Source organism: Dehalococcoidales bacterium, assembly GCA_041656115.1.
Classification (GTDB): Bacteria; Chloroflexota; Dehalococcoidia; order Dehalococcoidales; family UBA5627; genus UBA5627.
The window spans coordinates 133,099-151,957 of record JBBAED010000001.1; the positions used below are offsets into that span (position 1 = coordinate 133,099).

Below are 18,859 nucleotides of genomic sequence, written 5' to 3' on the forward strand. Positions count from 1 at the left end.
TTTCTTATCCCCTTATTCGGCTATTATCCGTGCGATATCCTGAAAAGTGATAGCTATCATTAACATAATCAGCAATACGAATCCGAAGAAATGAATCTTGCCTTCGGTTTCGGGTGCAACCTTTTTACCGCGGCGAATCCATTCCAACAATACAAATATAATTCTCCCTCCGTCAAGAGCCGGCAGCGGGAGCAAATTGATAATCGCTAAGTTTAGGCTGAAAAAGGCGGTCCACTCCAAAAGGGGGCTGATACCCGCACGCGCAACCTGCCCGGTAATTTCCGCAATACCGACCGGCCCTACCAGGTCTGTTGTCGCTCCGGAAACGATAAACATACTAAGAATTCCGTTTTTAAAAAGCACCATTGTTTCAAATGCCTCAACGGTTCCCTTTTTAAACGAAACCCACGGGTTAAAACTTTGTTTTTCAATTATTGCGTTTTCGGTTCTGATAGCAAAGCCGACCGCACCTTGTCCTTCGGGCGGATTCCATCTGGGAACAACGGTTACTGTCTTTTGAGACCCGTCGGTACGTTCCAAAAGAATCTTCATTTCATTCCCAAGGTGCATTTGGATATAACGGCTGACATCGGTGTTATTATTAACGGTTTTACCGTTGATTTCGATTATTTGATCGCCCGCTAAAATACCGGCTGATTCCGCCGGTGAGTTACCGGCTATCTCAACAACGCTTACATTTCCTGTAACGACATTGTGCGGAACCATAAAAGCGATTGTAAGCAGTAAAAACGGCAATATAAAATTCATAATTGAACCGGCGCTTAAAACAAGCAGCCTTGTTCCGATACCTTTGCCGGCGAGGCTGCGTTCCACTTGCGGGTCCTCTTCTCCCGCTATTTTGGTAAAACCACCCAAAGGGACCAAGTTTAGCGAATATTCGGTTTCCCCGTATTTGAATGCCGCTATCCGCGGCGGAAAACCCAGCCCGAATTCTTCAACCTTAACCCCACAAGCCTTGGCGGTGGCAAAGTGTCCCAGCTCGTGCGCTAAAACCACAATTATAAGTACAAAGAAGAAGGCGGCGACGGTTGTAATTAGCCCCATCCCCGGAATTACTATTTCATAACCGGCAAGTTCGGTGGCGATTATCGCAATAATTGCGATAGCAAAATAAGCTAAGGCAGCAACCAGCACTACCGCCAGCGTTAGTTCTTTACGGTTAAAAAGGCGATGCTTATAAATTAAAGCTGCAATTGCCGCAATCGGCAGGAGCAATACAAAAGCGATTAGTATATTCATTATTTACTCAAATTCTCCGCAAGTTCGATGGCTGTAACCCTTGCCCAATCGTCGGCGGCAAAAATATTTTCAAGTGTCGGGTTGTTAATGTTTGCGTGTTTTTCTAAGGTTTTTTCAATTAATTCGGCAATATGGTTAAATTTTATGCGAGATTCCAAAAAGAGCGTCACCGCCACCTCATCCGCTGCGCAAAGTACGGCAGGCATGGTCCCGCCTTCTTTTCCGGCATCGATTGCCAGTTTTAAGCAGGGGAAAACATCGGTGTTGGGCTGTTCAAAATCCAATTTATTAATTTTTCGCCAGTCGATTCTCGGTATTGCGGGATTATCCGACCGCTTGCCGTAAGTAAGTGCATATTGGATTGGTAACCGCATATCAGGAATGCCAAGTTGCGCTTTAACCGACCCGTCTTTAAATTCCACCATTGAATGGATAATACTTTGCGGATGAACCAAGACGCTGATATCTTCGTAGGAAATACCGAATAACCAATGCGCTTCGATAACTTCCATCCCTTTATTAAAGAGGGTTGCCGAATCAATCGTAACCTTTTTACCCATTTTCCAAGAAGGGTGCTTTAAGGCTTGCTCCGGTGTTACCTCGGCCAGTTGCTCCTTTGAATAGCCTCTGAACGGTCCTCCGGACGCTGTTAAAACTATCTTGGCGTTTTCCCTGTCTTCTCCTTCAAAGCATTGCCAAATTGCGCTGTGCTCGCTATCTACCGGTAGAATCTCTGCCTTGTGCTTTTCTGCTTCCGACATAATAACGCTTCCCGCCGAAACCAGCGCTTCCTTATTGGAAAGGGCTATTTTTTTACCGGCTCTGACTGCCGCCAGCGTCGGTTTCAATCCGGCGCCTCCGGGAGTTGCAACCACTACGATATCGGCTTCCGGCAGAGCAGACATTTCCTCCATATTTAGATAACGTGAATCCGAGGAAAGTGTTAGTGCAGGTTTATCGGTACAGTAGTAATATTGGGGGCTAAATTCTTTGATTTGTTCTTTAAGAAGTTGGATATTTCCACCGGCGGCCAGCCCGATGACATTAAATCTATCGGGTAGGGCTCGTATTACATCCAGAGTTTGTTGGCCGATGGAGCCGGTAGAACCCAATATAACCAGATTTGTAATCGCATTAGTCATAGTACTAATATCATACAACAATTGCCGCTTTGAGGCTACGCTGGCGTTTGTTGATGCATGGTCTACCCCAGCCGTTCGTGGTGAGCTTGTCGAACCATAACGGCGGCCGGACAGTAATCCTTGTTTCCCCTCGTTCGTTGGACCCTTCGACAGGCTCATGGCAATCTCGCTCTTGTCATCCTGAACGGAGTGAAGGATCTAAGAGGACGGGGAATACAAGCTATGAGGCTACCTCAGAGTCAAAAAAGGCGACGCTCTACCCTAAAATCCGCAACCGAACGTTGCACTATTCGCCAACTCCCAGATTCTTCGACAGGTTCAGACCCTTCGACAGGCTCAGGGTGCTCGGAATTTGGATTGTCTTTGCGAGGAATGAGCCTTTGGCGAATGACGTGGCAATCTCTCCCTTGTCATCCTGAACGGAGTGAAGGATCTAAGAGACTGTGAAATATAGGCTATGAGGCTACCTCAGAGTCAAAAAAAAGGCATCGTCCTACCGTTTAAAGAGTAACCGAACACTGCACTATCCGCCAACCCTCAGATTCTTCGGCAGGCTCAGACCCTTCGACGGGCTCAGGGTGCTCGGAATTTGGATTGTCTTTGCGAGGAACGAGCCGTTAGGCGAGTGACGTGGCAATCTCCAACGAATTTAATCTATATGAGATTGCTTCGCTGCGCTCGCAAAGACAAAGGAGGATTGCTTCGCCTTCTCTATCAGGAAAAGTCTCACAAAGACAAAAGGGGGCGCCAGAATGACAAAAGGGAATGGTCTAACAAGGATAAAAGAGGGATGTCCCGAAAGATAAAGAAAGAAGAAGTAGCCCTCTAATTAACAAACAGCACTACAAAATAATAGACAATAACCCCGGCAAAGAGCAGACTATCAATACGGTCGAGGAAACCGCCGTGTCCGGGCAGGGTTTTTCCGGAATCTTTGATTGCCATATTGCGCTTAAAAAGTGATTCAAACAAATCACCGAATTGTCCGAATATGCTAACTAAAACAGCCAATAAAATGGCAACTCCGTAATTTATCGGTAATCCAAATAACCATACCAGCCCCAGCCCAATCAAGACAGCCCCCAAAACCCCTCCAAGAGCGCCTTCCGTAGTTTTCTTGGGGCTTACACTGGGGGCCAGTTTATGCTTACCCCAAGTTTTACCGATAAAATAGGCAAAGGTATCCGAGGCGACGTTAACCAACAGTGCAAAAAAGACCCATTCACGCCCCATTTCCAGATCCCTTAGTAAAACAAAATGGCTTAAAAGCCAACCGATATAGAAAATCCCCGCCAGCGTCCAGGCCCAACTCGCAAAGGCATCTCCTTTATTCTTGCGCATTAGCATTCCAAAAATCGGAACCACAACGGCAATTGTGATAAGAATCGGAAGCAGGTTATCGGTTTTGAAATGAGGGGAAATTATAAGAAGGACGGTCATAACTATGCCGAATGCGGTAAAAGGAATCGGTCCGGTAGCGGATTTGGAAACGGTTTTATAGAATTCGGATACGGCTAATGCCCCCCAAACGACAACCAGCACAGTCAGCCAAGGCAGCGGTTGGTCAAACCAAACGGCCCCAATAACCATAGGCAACAATACAAAAGCAGTTAAAAGTCTGGCTTTCAGCATTTAAACCCCGCCGTAGCGCCTTTCCCTTCGGCTAAAAGTTTCCAAAGCCTTTTTAATTTCCTTTTCGTTAAAATCGGGCCATAATACATCGGTAAAGTAGAATTCACTGTAAGCGGATTGCCACAGCAAAAAGTTTGAGATGCGAATATCCCCGCCGGTGCGGATAACCAAATCCACATCCTCTAAATTTTTGGTATAGAGATAACTCTCAAACAGTTCTTCGTTAATATCCTCAACGGGGATTTTATCCGCAACGATATTCTTTGCCGCATTTACAATCTCGGCACGCCCGCCGTAATCAAAAGCTAATGTTAAAGTCATTAAACTGTTATTTTCGGTAAGCTTGATTGCGTCTGTTATTGCTTCTGCGGTTTCCGTAGGGAGGTTGGCAAGGTTTCCGATATGGTTTAGTTTAACCCCGTTTTTATGCAGCTCCGGCAGTTCCTCTTTAATGGATTGCCCTAAAATTTCCAATATCCCCCGGATTTCTTCATTCGGGCGATTCCAATTTTCGGTGGAAAACGAATAGAGCGTAACGTATTTGATGCCGTATTTGGCAAGCGTTTTTATTAGGACAAGTATATTTTTAGTACCGGCGGCATGGCCGGCTTTTCTGGGGAGACCGCGTTTCTTGGCCCACCTTCCGTTTCCGTCCATAATAAAAGCAATGTGGTGGGGGAGTGGGGTGATATCTTTCGCTGCCAATAAAAATACCTCTATATTCTGAACTTAGCTCGCAATACAGAGGTATTATACACTAAAGATGATTATTTCGGAATAGGAATATTCTAAACTTCCATCAATTCTTTTTCTTTGTTGTCTCTGGCCTCATCGGCAAGTGCAACGGAATTATCGGTAATCTTTTGCACCTTATCCAATGCTCGTCTGAGATCATCTTGGGAAATTTCCTTATCTTTCTCTAATTTTTTTAGTTCTTCTGACGCATCTCGGCGCAGGTTGCGAATAATTATCTTTCCTTCTTCAACCCTTGCCTTAACGATTTTAATCAGCTCGAGTCGCCTTTCGTTTGAAAGCGGAGGGACTGCCAGCCTGATTGAAATACCGTCATTGTTGGGGGTAAGCCCAAGGTTGGATTTAAGAATCGCTTTTTCAATTGCCTTCAGAGTGCCGGGGTCCCAAGGTTGGATGATTAACAAATTAGAACCGGAAACGGAAATACCGGCGATATGACTGATAGGCATAGTGGTTTCGGCATATTCAACCCTGACATTTTCGACCATCGCCGGTGTGGCTCTGCCGGTGCGGATACCGCTTAGGTCTTTCTTGAGCACATCCAAGGTGGTCTGCATTTTTTGGTCCATTGTTAACAAAACTTCTTCTATCATATCACTACCCGTCGTTTATTAATGTACCGATGTGTTCTCCCATTACCAGCCTTTCCAAGCTGTTGGGGGCTTGAAGGTCGAAAACGATAATCGGCAAACCGTTTTCCAAGCATAGCGAAAGCGCAGTCGAGTCCATTACCTGTAAGCGCTTGTTAAGTACGTCCAAATACGTCAAATGATCAAACTTTTTAGCGGTTTTATCTTTGAGCGGATCGGCGCTGTAAACACCGTCAACATTATTCTTGCTCATTAGCAGAACTTCGGCCTCAATTTCAATCGCCCGTAGGGCGGCAGCCGTGTCGGTGGTCATATAGGGGTTGCCTGTTCCGCCCGCCAGAATAATAACGCGGCCTTTTTCCATATGCCGAATAGCACGTCGCATTAGGTACGGCTCGGCGACTTGTTCAATAGTAATTGCCGAAAGAGTTCTGGTAACAATCCCTTGCTTTTCCAGCGCATCTTGTAAAGACAGGGCGTTAATAACGGTTGCCAGCATACCGGCGTAATCTGCGGTAACGCGATCGATACCTTGTTTAGCGGCAGTGGCACCGCGCCAGATATTGCCGGCACCTATCACAGCGGCTACTTGGACGCCCATCTCAACAATGTGGCTAATTTGTTTTGCGACTCTTATAACGGTAGAGGCGTCAATGCCGTAGGCAGTGTTACCGCTGAAAGCCTCACCGCTTAGTTTCAGTAAGACTCTTTTGTACTTGGTATCACTCATTTAATACCTACTTATTCCGATAAATCAAATCGTGCTATACGACTAACCTTTATGTTTTCTCCCATTTTGGCGATATTGTTGACGATAATGTCATTGATTGTCAGGGAAGGGTCTTTGATATAGGCCTGTTTTAAAAGACAGACACTGTTTACATCCAATTCGGCTCGGTCCTCTTCGCACATATCGGCAGGGATATCTTCTTCGGAGATATATGCGGGATTCATAGCGGCAACTTGCATTGCGATATTGTGAGCAAGTTCTTTAAATTCGTCGGTGCGGGCAACGAAATCGGTTTCACAGTTAACTTCAACCATCGCTCCGATGCGTCCTCCGCAATGAATATAGGCCTCGACCAATCCCTGTTCGGTGGTTCTGTCGGCCTTTTTGGCGGCTTTGGCAAAACCCTGTTCCCTTAACAGTTCCAGTGCTTTTTCCATATCGCCTTCGGTTTTAACTAAAGCGGCACGGCAATCCATAATACCGGCACCGCATTGTTCTCTTAATTCTTTAATGCAAGCAGCAGAGACTTCCAATGTTTATCCCCCTAATTTTATTAGTTTTAAATTATTTAAGCTTCTTCTTGAGTTTCGGTTGCGACATCCGCGGCATCATCGGCAACAGCTTCTTCGGCTTCGGATGAGACGGGCATGTCACCGCTCCTGCCGGCGATAACGGCATTTGCAATCTTGCCGGTAATCAGCTTGATTGCTCTGATGGCGTCGTCGTTAGCGGGAATCGGATAATCGATTATGTCCGGCAGACAATTGGTGTCGACAACGGCAATAATGGGAATACCCAGTTTTTGCGCTTCGACAATGGCAATTTTTTCTTTAACCGGATCTATAATAAAGAGGGCATCGGGCAGGTTGGTCATTTCTTTGAAACCGCCCATGTTTTTGTTTAATTTTTCGATTTCTTCGCCAAGCTTAGAGGCTTCTTTCTTCGGAAGGCGCGCAAAATCACCTTTTGCTTGCTGATCTTCCAGCTTTACAAGATAATCGATTCTGGATTGAATTGCCGAGAAGTTGGTTAATACACCGCCAACCCAGCGTTGGTTGATGTAGTACATCTCACAGCGTTTTGCCTCTTCCTCAATGATGTCCTGAGCCTGTTTCTTTGTTCCGACAAAGAGGATTTTACCCCCGTCGGCAACCAGTTCTTTAACAAACTTGCAGGCCTCTTCCAGCATTGTCGCTGTCTGTTCAAGGTCGATAATGTGAATCCCGTTGCGTTTAGTGAAGATATATTTCTTCATACGCGGATTCCAATGACTTGTCTGGTGCCCAAAATGCGCACCTGATTCCAGTAATTCTTTAATTGTAGCAGTGTCCGCCAATTTTATCCCTCTTTCTAGTTATGCTTTATTAATATGTTAGTATAACATAATTAACTTTATGTAGTAAATATTCAAAACCGTTTGCCGTTCCAAGTTTACGGTATCCGTCTTTAGGCGCAAACGATTTTACAAGCCCGCTTATGATATACCACAAGAAAGAAATAACCGCAAGCGGTAGCTTTTGGAATGCCCTAGTTTTGCTTTACAAATATGCATTCAATAACCTAAAATATGGTGTCGGGCGATTAGCTCAGCTGGTTAGAGCGCTTGCTTCACACGCAAGAGGTCATTGGTTCAAGTCCAATATCGCCCACCATGTAGTTACAGTAGGGAGAACCTTTTTCCCCGCACTCACTTGAGCCGTTTTTGGCTTGGTTTGCGCATTACATAGCTTTTTTGCTAAACTATTACCTAACTTATGGGCCGTTAGCTCAGTTGGTAGAGCACCTGACTTTTAATCAGGGTGTCACAGGTTCGAGACCTGTACGGCCTACATTCAGATTCCCCTCTTTATTTTCCGTGTTGAAAATTGTGTCAAATTTTTCACGATATCTTTTCGGCTCTGCTTTGGTTATAATTCGTTTACCGGCTGTTTTAGGCTTTTTTACAAGATATTCTCTGTTTAGCAAAAAGATATTGCATCTTTGTGATAATAAGTGTAAATTATAGGCATCAATGAGCACAGAAGATTGGAAGAATAAATTATACTTAGGTGACAATCTGGACATACTCAGAAGATATGTCGCAGATGAGTCCGTTGATTTAATTTATCTCGACCCCCCTTTCAATTCCAACGCTACCTACAACATTCTTTTCCAAGAAAAGAGCGGCGAAAAATCCGCGGCACAAATTACGGCCTTTGATGATACGTGGCATTGGGGACAGGAATCTGAATTTGCTTATCAGGAAATAGTTCGTGATGGCCCAGAAAAACTAGCGAATTTGATTCAGGCTTTCCGTATGTTTTTAGGTCAGAACGATATGATGGCTTATCTGGTAATGATGGCTGAGCGATTAGTGGAATTGCACAGAGTATTGAAACCGACAGGGAGTATTTATCTTCATTGCGATCAAACTGCCAGTCATTACTTAAAATTACTATTGGATGCTATTTTTGGAGCAAATTGTTTCTTGAATAATATTGTATGGCCTAGAACCTACTCCTCTAAAGCACAGTCTAAAAGTCTAGGGCGTTGCCATGATATAATATTTTTATACAGTAAAACTAACACTTTTACTTGGTACCATCAATATGTTCCATATGATGAGGAATATATTAAAAAATATTTTAAATATCAAGACGAGACTGGTCGTAAATATCTTTCTCTAAGTCTTACCCAAAGAGGTGATGGACCTCCAAGAATATTTGGAGACAAACTTATAAAACCACCGTCAGGCATGCATTGGATATGGGGGCAAGAAAGAATTAATGAAGCTTTTAAAGCAGGGTATATTTTCTTTACTAAAAATGGTTTCCCAAGATACAAGAGATTCTATGATGAAATAGAAAATCCAGGAAAGCCAGTTTCTGACGTTTGGGATGATATAAAACCCCTAAATTCATGGCATACTGAACTGTTGGGCTATCCAACACAAAAACCTGAATCTCTGCTTGAGCGTATCATAAAAGCGTCCAGTAATGAAGGAGATTTGGTACTTGACCCATTTTGTGGCTGCGGAACAAGCATATCTGTTGCCGAAAGGTTACATAGACGGTGGATAGGTATAGATATAACTCATCTTGCTATTACCCTAATGCGTAATCGCTTACACGATACCTTTGGTAACGAATTAGCGCCATATGAAATAATCGGTCAGCCTGTCGACCTGGCTAGCGCCAAAAATTTAGCGCAGAAAAGCGAGCACTCGGGGAGATATCAATTCGAGTGGTGGGCACTCGGTTTAGTTGATGCTCGTCCTGCACAGGATAAAAAGAAGGGTGCAGATAAAGGCATCGATGGCTATATCAACTTCTTTGATGATAATTCAGGCAAAGCCAAAACAATTATAGTTCAGGTAAAAAGTGGGCACGTTAGTTCTAGCCATATAAGAGACCTTAAAGGTGTTGTAGAACGTGAAAAGGCACAAATCGGCGTTTACGTAACGCTTGAGGAGCCCACCAAGCCAATGAAAGATGAGGCGGTTGCAGCAGGTTTTTATGAACCCGAGTTCTTCCCGGGTCATTATTATCCAAAAATGCAGATATTAACAATTCAAGAATTATTAGATGGCAAAAAAATAGAATACCCGAGATATGCTCCGGAAGCCACATTTAAAAGAGCGCAAAGATTAAAAAAGGATAACGGCGAAGAGCAAGGCAAGATGTTTTAGTCGCTTTTTTGATAACATTTTGATAACGGATTTATCAAGACCATAAACACCCCGACATCACTCCACCCCCATCATCCGCAACACCTCCGGCAGTTGCCGTTCTTCTAATTCCTTCTCAAAGCGGCAAAAATCAGGCAAAGCGGAAAAGTGGAGTAAGTGCGATAAACATCGGCAATCGGAACTGCCAAATCCGGGAACAGGCATTTGTACGTCCGTTAATCCTTGCAAAATTGAGGTCCATTTACATTCCAGCTTGTCGGGGCTTAAAGAGTACCAAACTTGAATTACTTTATTTTGGCGGAGAAGGTAATCGATATGCCAATGCAGCTTCTTTTCCGCCTTTAAGTGGCGTCCCAGCCTGCTGTTTAGCCCGTTTAGCGCGCTGCCGACATAAATATAATAACCGGCGGGGAATTCATAGGTGCCTAACTTACCGATTGTAAGCAGAGAAGGCCTTTCGGCAAAAATCACCAGAGCGTACGTTCCCGCTTCATCCGTTGTCTTTTTGGGCAAAAGGTCTGATGCTTTACCGTCCATCCGCAAAAGATTATTCCTGCCCGGTACGTCCGATAATAGCATCAATTTCTATTTTAGCCCCCAGCGGCAGCTTGCCAACCTGAATTGCAGTTCTGGCCGGCGGTGCGTCGTTAAAATAGAGGGCGTAGATTTCGTTAAACCGTTTAAAGTCGTTCATATCCGTTAGATAGCAAGTAATTTTAAGCGCCCCTTTAAGAGAAAATCCGGCTTCCTCCGCAATAATCTTCAGGCGGTTTAAAGAGGCCGGGGCTTGTTCTTCAATCCCTCCCTGAACCAAGTCGCCCGTAATCGGGTCAAGCGGTAACTGCCCTGAGATATAAAGCGTTTCGTTATAGATTACTGCCTGCGAATATGGGCCGTTCGGCTGGGGGATTTTATCGGTGCAAAATACCTTTTTGTTCATTTCTATCTCCTAATTTACGGTATTATAACTAATATTTTGATACGTTAACCGTTGATATTTCTCCGCTGACGCTAAAGACAACCCGTTCGCAAATGTTGGTTACCCTGTCCGCAAAGCGCTCCATGTTGTGAGCGGCCCAAACGAGCCAAGTTACTTTGGTTATATCTTTGGGGTGCCCGATCATAAACAGAACAAGTTTGCGGAAGGTTTGGTCGTAGAGCTTATCGACTTGCTCATCACGGTTAGAAATAAGCTTGGCCTTTTCGGCATTGTTTTCTCCGAACGCTTCCAAACTGCCTTCCAGCATCTCAATAGCTCTGGTTGCCATATTATGCAGCTCGGCAGGTGATTTTAAATCGGGTTCTTTGCCAATCATTAACGTTATTTTGGCAATACCTTCGGCGTAATCACCCATTCGTTCCAGTTCGGTAACAATACTGAGCATTGCCACAATTTTACGCAAATCCTTTTCTTCCGGATGCCCCGTGCGGATAAGTTGCATACAGTTATTTTCTAAAACGTATCTTTGGTGGTCTATTTTATTGTCGTTTTTGATAACTTTAGTGGCAAGCGCAACATCTTTTTCTTCCAAACTCAGGGTTGCCTGTGCCATTGCCGTTTTAACCGTATTTCCAAAAGCTAAAACCGCTTGTTCTAAGAGTCTTAATTTATTATCGAAGCTTTCAATATCGCTTAGTGTATCGGCTACCTGAAGCTCATCTCCCGAAAGCCCATCCTCGACGGCTTCGTTGACGCGTGTGCCGGATTCGTCAATCTCTTTGCTGACCGCTTTTAATCTGAACTTTAAGGTTACGCGGTCGATAATCTCAAAAAAGATCCATTTGATTACGATGCTCCCCGCCACAAGGTAGAAAAGGACGAAAATTATGTAAGGGGGCTGGGGCCATATTAAATACATTATCCAGCTCCAGACCAAAGAAAAAACAACCCCCAAAACGACTTTCATAAAATTGATATCGAGCTTGATTTTAAGTGCTTTCATAACTTTTACTCCCTTGTTTGAACTTGAAGTTTTACCGTAATTTTGCACCGGTATCGGTATATTTTGAAAAAGAGGCGTTAGCCTGTCTCTTTTATTATTCAACTAATTTAAAGCGGGTTACATCTACCAGCCCCATATCCGTTAGCCTGAGTTCCGGAATTACGGGCAGCGCCATAAAAGAGAGCGTTGCGAACGGGTCAGCAAGTGTCGAACCCAGTTCGGCGGCAATCTTTTTTAAATTCTGCAGCTTTTCCGCTACCGTTTCTAACTGTTCCACCGACATTAATCCCCCGATAGATAGTTGCAGGCTCCCCAATACTTTACCGTTTTGAGCTACCGCTATCCCGCCCTGTAACTTCTCTATTTCTTTAACTGCCGCATAAATATCTTCGTCGTTTGTTCCGGCGGCAATGATATTATGCGAATCGTGGGCGACGGAGGTAGCGAGTGCACCTTTTTTAAGCCCCAACCCTTTAATAAGCCCTTTACCGATATTGCCGCTGGCTCGGTGCCTTTCGATTACCACCAGTTTTAAAAGGTCTCTTTTGGTATCGGTGCAGATATAGCCATCTTTGGTTTGAACCGTTTCCGTTTTCATTTTGGTAACGATTTGATCGGGGACAATTTCAATTACAAGGCTATCTTCGCCTTTGCTTTTGAGCTTAAGATCAGATACGTCAAACGGTTTTATTCTAATCGTATCCGTTAAAGATTTTGCCGCGGGCTGTTTGATATCAAATAAGGCCTTTCCTTTTTTTGCAACGTTTCTCCCTTGATAGAAAACCATATCTATATCAAAATCGGATAGGTTATTAACGGTAATCAGATTAGCAATATATCCGGGGGCGATGGCTCCGATTCTTTTAAGCCCAAAGTATTCGGCGGGGTTAATGGTTGCAAGCTGAATTGCCCTTATCGGGTCGAGCCCTAATCTAATTGCTTTACGTACTACGGCATCGATATCACCGTCGTTTAACAAATCAAAACAACTGCGGTCATCAACAACAAACATACATCTTTTATAAGTTTTATCGGTTACTAATGGTAACAGTTCTTGCAGATTCTTTTCGGAAGAACCTTCCCGAATCATTATATGCATTCCCCGCATCAGCTTTTCTTTGGCCTCGGCCAAGGTTACCGATTCATGGTCGGAATAGATTCCGGCGGAAATATAGGCGTTTAAATCGTTACCTGTTAAATTGGGGGCATGTCCGTCTATCAATTTATCCCGATACAAACCGATTTTATCCAAAACATTGGCGTCTTTGAAGATGACACCCGGAAAGTTCATCATTTCGCCCAGCCCGATTGCATTTTTGCGGCGCATAACTTGCTGTAATTCTTTAGCGGTAATATTTGCTCCGGAGGTTTCCATGTTGGTTGCCGGGATACAGGAAGGGGCCATAAGAAATAAATCCAGAGGCAGCTTTTTGGCCGCACTAAGAACATAATCGACAGCGTCCAATCCGCAAACGTTGGTTAGTTCGTGTAAATCGGTAATAACGGTTAGTGTCCCCCTCGGAACTACCGCACGGGCATATTGCCCGATATCCAACATAGAGCTTTCAATATGGGTATGTCCGTTGATTAAAGCGGGTAACAGGTACTTGCCGTTAAGGTCGATTATTTTTCGGGATTCGGAATAGTTTCCGATACCGGCGATTTTGCCTTTATAAACAGCTACGCTACCGAGTTCAATCTCCCCCGAAAAAACATTTACTGTTTGGGTGTTGGAAAAAATCAAATCGGCCGGTGTTTCGCCTCTGGCTACCGCTATTAATTCGGATAAATTAGCAGTCATCTCATCTCACTTTGCTGTTTTGGTTCGTCTAAAACACAAATGTCGGGCAGGTTGCGAAACTTCTGATTAAGATCAAGCCCGTATCCGACAATAAATTTGTCAGGGACACTAAATCCAAGATAATCTATATCTACGGCGCATGTGCGCCGTGACGGTTTATTTGTTAAAGCGCACACTCTTACCGAGGCAGCCTGTTGTTCTTCCAGCATATCTTTTAGGAATTTAACGGTTAACCCGCTGTCCACAATATCTTCCACTATTAGCACATGCCTGTTTTTAACTTCAAAAGAAATATCTTGTACGATGTTAATTTTCCCGGAACTCTTTGTGTCCTCGTTGTAACTGGAAAGCCTGACAAACTCTATTTCCAGCGGAAAGTCCAATTGCCGGGCTAAATCTGCCATAAAGATAAAAGACCCTTTGAGAACCGACACAAAGAGCGGGTTTTTGTCTTCATAATCCTGCTTTATAACTTGCGCTAACTGCCTGACTTTGAAGTCTATTTCGTTTCTGCCGTACAGAACGGTTAGGTTTTCTTTGAAGCTCATATTAACTGAGATTATAAACCCTGTTTTTGGTATTGTCCACACGCCGAATCCGGATTTTAAAAATTAAGGCGCAAGTTCTTTTGTTTTTAGAAAAACTTCATAATTCGGGGTATAATAAGCCGCCGGGTTTATAAAACAAGCGGAAAGGAAATCTTAAAATGGATAAGCCTATGTTGGGAATTATTACACCGATGGAGGATGAATTCCGTTTGCTTTTTGACGGGATAACAAACCCCGTGCAGTATCAATATTCGGAAATCCTGCTTGTTTCCGGGGTGCTTGGCGGTATGCCGGTTGTAATTGCCAAAAGCGGCATGGGTAAGGTTAACGCGGCACTTGCCGCCCAGATTATGATTGACCGCTTTAATATTGAGAGGCTTGTAATGCTTGGTGTGGGTGGTGTGCTTAACAGTGAACTTAACATTGGTGATGTTGTCGTTTCCCAAGATGTTCTCTATCATGACTTTGATGCCGTCGGGATGGGTTTTAAACCGGCGGAAATTCCTTATTTTGGCAAGAGCATCTTTAATGCGGATAAGGCACTGATAGAGTCGGCACTTTATGCTTCGACAGAGGCATTATCCAAACTGCAGGGTAAGTACCCGGCAATGCTAAAACTGAATGAATGTCAGCCCAAAGCGGTTCTCGGCAGGATTCTTACCGGTGATCAGTTTATTGCCGGAGTTGAGAAAAAAGAACAACTTATTGCATCATTCGGCGGGGATTGCGTTGAAATGGAAGGGGCGGCGGTTGCTCATACGGCCTATGTTAACGGGAAACAGTTTGTTATTGTCAGGGCCCTTTCGGATGAGTGCGGAAGTGATGCGGAAATAGATTTCTACGAATATTTAAAAACAATCGCCCCGCATCTGCTGTTTGAAATTGCGGTGTGCATGATTGACCGTTTGCGTAACGAATAAAAATAACGGCGCCAATCTTATTTGCGTACTTACATTTTTACTTCTAAGCTATTCGTCTGCTTGCTGGCTTTTCCTGTCCAGCATTGCTTTAAACAGTTTCAGGCGTGTTTTTTCTTCTCTGTTGCGTTCTTCAAACTTCATTGAAAGGAACTTAATAGTTTCTTCAAGGTTGGGGATTATAATATTATCAAGGGCGTTAACGACGCGCTTAATCTGGTTTATCTCATGCCCCAGCGTATCCATGGTGCTTTGTAATTCGGCGAGTGCCACCAGCGTTTCCAGGCATTTTTTGAATTGGTCGGTGGTTTTATCCAAAACAGCGGAGGTATCTGTCATGCTGTAACTGTAACTGCCGTAATCAATCCCGTTTAGTTCAAGTGAGGGTACTCTGGTTCCGGCGATGTAACGGCAGCCTGTTGTTAGCGAAAGGTTACTGTTTGCGGTTGAGGCAATAAATTCTTTTTCAAGGGCGGTATAGCCGTTAAAACCGGCCGAAACCGAAAGCATTTTATATGCCAGCGGAAATTCATCAATCATTCTTTTCCGAACTTCAACGGTTTCGCGAACGGTTTGCAGAAATTCAAGCATTAAAATAGATAAACGGTCCTTAATAATCCGCTTAATCCTTTTTGCCAGTACATATCTTCTTTTTAGGCGGATAAGTTCAATTTTTGTCGGTCTTACCGTAAGAATTTGCGCCATAATACTGTTTTATCCTTACTGTGCGTACTTGGGCAGGTATTTCTTAATCAATCTTTCATTAATCAGTTTTAAGTCTTCCTCGGGTAATATCGAGAAAAGGTTCCATCCGGTGTTAAGTGTATCAATTACGCTTCTTTTTTCCTGTTTGCCTTGGGTAATAAATTCTTTTTCAAACCTCTCGGCAAATGATAAGTAAACCTTATCGCGTTCGCTAAGGGCTTCCGTGCCGATAATCGTTGAAATTTCCCTGAGGTTATTGCCCTCGGCATAGGCGGCGTAAAGCTGCATAAATACGTTGTTGTGGTCTTCGCGTGTTTTACCGGCGCCGATTCCTTCTTTCATCATGCGCGAAAGAGATAAGAACACATCAATCGGCGGATAAACGCCCTTTCTTTCTAAGGCTCTTGATATTACGATTTGCCCTTCGGTGATATAACCCGTAAGGTCGGGGATGGGGTGCGTGATATCGTCATCGGGCATGGTTAAAATCGGCAGCATGGTAACCGAACCCTTTCGGCCGATAATTCGGCCGGCTCGTTCGTAAATGCTGGATAAATCCGTGTACATATAGCCGGGGTAACCGCGGCGCGATGGAATTTCTTCACGCATCGCCGAAAGCTCGCGCAGCGCTTCGCAATAGTTGGTCATATCGGTTAAGATTACCAAAATATGCATATCATGTTCCCAAGCCAAATATTCAGCAGCGGTAAGCGCCATTCTCGGGGTTGAGATACGTTCCACGACCGGGTCCGAAGCGGTGTTAATAAAGGCAACCGTTCTTTCCCTTGCGCCGGTGGCATCAAGGTTTTTAATAAAATAGGCTGCATCATCGTAGCTGATACCGATTGCGCCAAAGACGATGCCGAATTTTTCGTCGGTACCGCTTACGGTAGCCTGGCGCATAATTTGGGTAACAATCTGATTATGAGGCAAGCCCGAGCCGCTAAAAACAGGCAGTTTCTGACCCCTTACCAGAGCGTTGAGCCCGTCAATGGCGGATATGCCGGTTTCAATAAATTCTGACGGAGGCTGTCGGCTGGCAGGGTTAATCGGCATTCCGTTAATATCGAGATAACCTTGCGGCACAACCGCCGGGATATCGTCAATCGGTTCGCCCATACCGTTAAATATGCGCCCGAGAATATCCGGCGAAACTCGAAGGCGCAGCGTTTCGCCGCTGCTGCGTAGGGTGCATCTGGCAAGGTCAACCTCGCTGACACCCCCGAAAACCTGGATAACGGTGGCATCTTTACTGACATCAATCGCTTGCCCCGTTCGTATTTCTCCGTTAGCGAGTTTTACGCTAACGATTTCCCCGTATTTGATATTGGGAATGCTTGCCGCAACGATTAAAGAACCCTTAGCGCGGGTTATATCTTTTGTTTCTCTGATATATGTTGAATCTTGTGACATTTTATACTCCCTTTACCAACGCCAGGTCGGATTCCATTTCACTCCACAAAACGCCGAGCCTTTCCTCAAACTCCTCGTTGGGGATATCTTTCATACGGGCGATTTTGTAGATTAAAGGCGAATTACGCAGTTCTGCAACCTTAATTTCCTCATTGGAAATCTTATTTCTGGCAAGTTCGTTAAACTTAATAATCGTTTTAAGCATCATATGGGCCCGTTTGGGCAAGCAGTAAGTATCAATTTCATTATAGGCACTCTGCTGAAGGAAATCTTCGCGAATCATTTTGGTTGTCAGGAGTGTCATTTTATCGCTTTCGGGCAGTGATTCGGGGCCTACAAGCTTAACAATTTCTTCAAGGTCGGCTTCTTGCTGCAGTAATTGCAGCGCTTCACTGCGAATTTCCGCCCAGTTCGGATCGATATCCGCCCACCACTCCCGCACCGAATCGGCATACAGGCTATAACTGGAGAGCCAGTTGATAGCCGGGAAATGGCGCTTGTTCGCCAGTGATACATCAAGGGAGTAGAGCGCCTGAACGATACGCAATGTATTTTGGGTTACCGGTTCGCTAAAATCGGCTCCGGGGGGGCTTACGGCGCCAACCACGGTTACCGAGCCCTGTCTTTCGGGACCGCCGACACACTGTATGAGACCGGCTCGCTCATAGAAGGAAGAGAGCCTTGAGCCGAGATAGGCCGGAAAGCCTTCTTCACCCGGCATTTCCTCTAAACGTCCGCCGATTTCACGCATGGCTTCCGCCCAGCGTGATGTGGAATCCGCTACAAGCAGTACGTCGTAGCCCATATCGCGGTAGTATTCCGCCATAGTAATACCGACATAAATACTTGCCTCACGCGCCACCACCGGCATGTTGGATGTATTGGCGATAAAAACCTCTTTTTCCTGTAACATCCTGCCGCTGTTGGGTTCTTTTAATTCCTTAAAACTGTAAAGGACATCGGCCATTTCATTACCGCGTTCACCGCAGCCGACATAAATATTAAGTTGGGTTTGAGACCAGCGCGCCAGCTGTTGCAGGGTTACTGTTTTGCCGGTACCGAACCCGCCGGGAACACAGGCCTTGCCGCCGAGCGCCAGAGGGAACATATAATCCATAATGCGCATACCGGTAACCAAGAGCTTGGTCGGGTCATATCTGGTAATGTAGGGGCGCGGTTTTCTTACCGGCCAGCGATGAATCATGGGAATTTCCAGGATTTTACCGTCTTGTTCGATTTTTACTACCGGTTCTTCGATTGTAAATTCGCCTTTGCCAATACTTTTAACGGTCCCGCGGATACCGTGCGGAATCATAACTTTATGGTCAATCAAATGGGTTTCGGGAACAATACCGATGATATCGCCCGGTTTTACTTCGGCGCCGATACTAACGGTCGGCGTAAAATCCCACTTTTTCTCACGGGATAATGCGGCCGCTTTAACGCCCCTGCGTAAAAAGGAGCCCTCTTCCATCATAACGGACAGGGAGTTTTGCAGCCCGTCGTAAATTGAGCCGACAATACCGGGCCCCAGTTCGACCGTTAAAATGGCACCTGTCGGCCTTACTATTTCTCCGACACCGATGCCCTCGGTTCCCTCATGAGCCTGAATTACGGCTTTATCGCCGACAAGCCCGATTACTTCGCCGACAATTCCTTCTTCACCTATTTCAACAATTTCATATACCTGTGCCCCGGTCATTCCTTCGGCAATGACTACGGGCCCCGATACTCTCCACGTTTTTCCCATTTTATACA

18 protein-coding genes and 2 tRNA genes are annotated in these 18,859 nt (G+C 44.8%); 4 read left to right on the forward strand and 16 right to left on the reverse strand.

Translation table 11 applies throughout. From position 1 onward, the window contains the following. Nucleotides 1–12: 12 nt before the first annotated feature. From rseP to rpsB, 8 genes are all read right to left on the reverse strand, one after another. Nucleotides 13–1,260, reverse strand: coding sequence for an RIP metalloprotease RseP (rseP, locus tag WC958_00610; protein ID MFA5628756.1), 1,248 nt, complete (start codon nt 1,258–1,260; stop codon nt 13–15). Continuing rightward, nucleotides 1,260–2,402: a 1-deoxy-D-xylulose-5-phosphate reductoisomerase gene (locus WC958_00615; protein MFA5628757.1), complete on the reverse strand. Its 1,143-nt coding sequence runs from the start codon at nt 2,400–2,402 to the stop codon at nt 1,260–1,262. Before WC958_00615 ends, rseP begins: the two co-directional genes overlap by 1 nt. Before the next feature lie 825 nt (nt 2,403–3,227). Further along, complete coding sequence (locus WC958_00620; protein MFA5628758.1) at nt 3,228–4,034, reverse strand: phosphatidate cytidylyltransferase; 807 nt, start codon at nt 4,032–4,034, stop codon at nt 3,228–3,230. After that, nucleotides 4,035–4,739, reverse strand: coding sequence for an isoprenyl transferase (locus WC958_00625; GenBank protein ID MFA5628759.1), 705 nt, complete (start codon nt 4,737–4,739; stop codon nt 4,035–4,037). Nucleotides 4,740–4,822: 83 nt separating this feature from the next. Further along, nucleotides 4,823–5,380 (reverse strand): ribosome recycling factor, encoded by a 558-nt coding sequence (gene frr / locus WC958_00630; GenBank protein ID MFA5628760.1) that lies wholly within the window; start codon nt 5,378–5,380, stop codon nt 4,823–4,825. A gap of 4 nt (nt 5,381–5,384) precedes the next feature. Then, nucleotides 5,385–6,107 (reverse strand): UMP kinase, encoded by a 723-nt coding sequence (pyrH, locus tag WC958_00635; protein ID MFA5628761.1) that lies wholly within the window; start codon nt 6,105–6,107, stop codon nt 5,385–5,387. Between the two features lie 11 nt (nt 6,108–6,118). Continuing rightward, nucleotides 6,119–6,640 (reverse strand): translation elongation factor Ts, encoded by a 522-nt coding sequence (gene tsf / locus WC958_00640; GenBank protein ID MFA5628762.1) that lies wholly within the window; start codon nt 6,638–6,640, stop codon nt 6,119–6,121. Between the two features lie 35 nt (nt 6,641–6,675). Further along, on the reverse strand, nt 6,676–7,443 hold the full coding sequence (gene rpsB, locus WC958_00645; GenBank protein MFA5628763.1) for a 30S ribosomal protein S2: 768 nt from the start codon (nt 7,441–7,443) through the stop codon (nt 6,676–6,678). A 239-nt stretch (nt 7,444–7,682) separates the two neighbouring features. Between rpsB and WC958_00650 the strand changes: the two genes are divergently transcribed. From WC958_00650 to WC958_00660, 3 genes are all read left to right on the forward strand, one after another. Further along, nucleotides 7,683–7,759, forward strand: a tRNA-Val gene (locus WC958_00650). A 104-nt stretch (nt 7,760–7,863) separates the two neighbouring features. Continuing rightward, nucleotides 7,864–7,936 (forward strand) — tRNA-Lys (locus tag WC958_00655). A 182-nt stretch (nt 7,937–8,118) separates the two neighbouring features. Continuing rightward, nucleotides 8,119–9,774: a DNA methyltransferase gene (locus WC958_00660; protein ID MFA5628764.1), complete on the forward strand. Its 1,656-nt coding sequence runs from the start codon at nt 8,119–8,121 to the stop codon at nt 9,772–9,774. A gap of 57 nt (nt 9,775–9,831) precedes the next feature. Here the strand turns inward: WC958_00660 and WC958_00665 are convergent, their stop codons facing one another. The 5 genes from WC958_00665 to hpt form a co-directional block, all read right to left on the reverse strand. After that, nucleotides 9,832–10,311 (reverse strand): GIY-YIG nuclease family protein, encoded by a 480-nt coding sequence (locus tag WC958_00665; protein ID MFA5628765.1) that lies wholly within the window; start codon nt 10,309–10,311, stop codon nt 9,832–9,834. Between the two features lie 10 nt (nt 10,312–10,321). After that, nucleotides 10,322–10,714 carry a Rid family detoxifying hydrolase gene (locus WC958_00670; GenBank protein ID MFA5628766.1) on the reverse strand — a complete coding sequence of 131 codons (393 nt, stop codon included), beginning with the start codon at nt 10,712–10,714 and terminating at the stop codon, nt 10,322–10,324. A 28-nt stretch (nt 10,715–10,742) separates the two neighbouring features. Further along, entirely contained in the window at nt 10,743–11,717 is a 975-nt protein-coding gene (phoU, locus tag WC958_00675) for a phosphate signaling complex protein PhoU (GenBank protein ID MFA5628767.1), read from the reverse strand. A gap of 94 nt (nt 11,718–11,811) precedes the next feature. Then, nucleotides 11,812–13,518: an adenine deaminase gene (gene ade, locus WC958_00680; protein ID MFA5628768.1), complete on the reverse strand. Its 1,707-nt coding sequence runs from the start codon at nt 13,516–13,518 to the stop codon at nt 11,812–11,814. Next, on the reverse strand, nt 13,515–14,066 hold the full coding sequence (gene hpt / locus WC958_00685) for a hypoxanthine phosphoribosyltransferase (protein MFA5628769.1): 552 nt from the start codon (nt 14,064–14,066) through the stop codon (nt 13,515–13,517). Before hpt ends, ade begins: the two co-directional genes overlap by 4 nt. Nucleotides 14,067–14,224: 158 nt before the next feature. Between hpt and WC958_00690 the strand changes: the two genes are divergently transcribed. Beyond that, nucleotides 14,225–14,986 (forward strand): 5'-methylthioadenosine/adenosylhomocysteine nucleosidase, encoded by a 762-nt coding sequence (locus WC958_00690; GenBank protein ID MFA5628770.1) that lies wholly within the window; start codon nt 14,225–14,227, stop codon nt 14,984–14,986. A 48-nt stretch (nt 14,987–15,034) separates the two neighbouring features. On the opposite strand, the gene WC958_00695 is transcribed toward WC958_00690, so the two are convergent. The 3 genes from WC958_00695 to WC958_00705 are packed head-to-tail and all read right to left on the reverse strand — an operon-like array spanning nt 15,035 to nt 18,851. After that, complete coding sequence (locus WC958_00695) at nt 15,035–15,688, reverse strand: V-type ATP synthase subunit D (protein ID MFA5628771.1); 654 nt, start codon at nt 15,686–15,688, stop codon at nt 15,035–15,037. Between the two features lie 15 nt (nt 15,689–15,703). Beyond that, nucleotides 15,704–17,101, reverse strand: coding sequence for a V-type ATP synthase subunit B (locus WC958_00700; protein ID MFA5628772.1), 1,398 nt, complete (start codon nt 17,099–17,101; stop codon nt 15,704–15,706). 1 nt (nt 17,102) lies between these two features. Then, nucleotides 17,103–18,851, reverse strand: a complete 1,749-nt coding sequence (locus WC958_00705) for a V-type ATP synthase subunit A (protein ID MFA5628773.1) — start codon at nt 18,849–18,851, stop codon at nt 17,103–17,105. Between the last annotated feature and the right edge of the window lie 8 nt (nt 18,852–18,859).